The 231-nt window shown below is 38.5% G+C and carries 1 protein-coding gene; it reads left to right on the forward strand.

Going from position 1 to position 231, the window contains the following annotated elements; all coding sequences use genetic code 11:
- Positions 1 to 231 (forward strand): hypothetical protein (locus ACY2RT_RS15745; protein WP_490156844.1); only part of this gene is annotated, 231 nt, incomplete at both ends.

Raw genomic sequence — 231 nt, forward strand, 5'->3', positions numbered from 1 at the left:
TCAATAGAAGCAACCTATGCCAATGAAGACAAATCTAAAAAGTTCAAATTTGAAGTGATCGATGGCGCAGGTCAAATGGGAGCAGCTGCCACTGCAGGGATGCGTATGTTATTCTCGCAGGAATGTGAGGAAGAAGATGAATATAAAACTCGAAGAACTGTTAAAAAGAATGGAGTAAAAGCTATTGAAGAATATCGAAAAGACAATAGCCGAAGCACTATAGACTTTATG

The organism is Ulvibacter sp. 2210JD10-4, assembly GCF_058148525.1.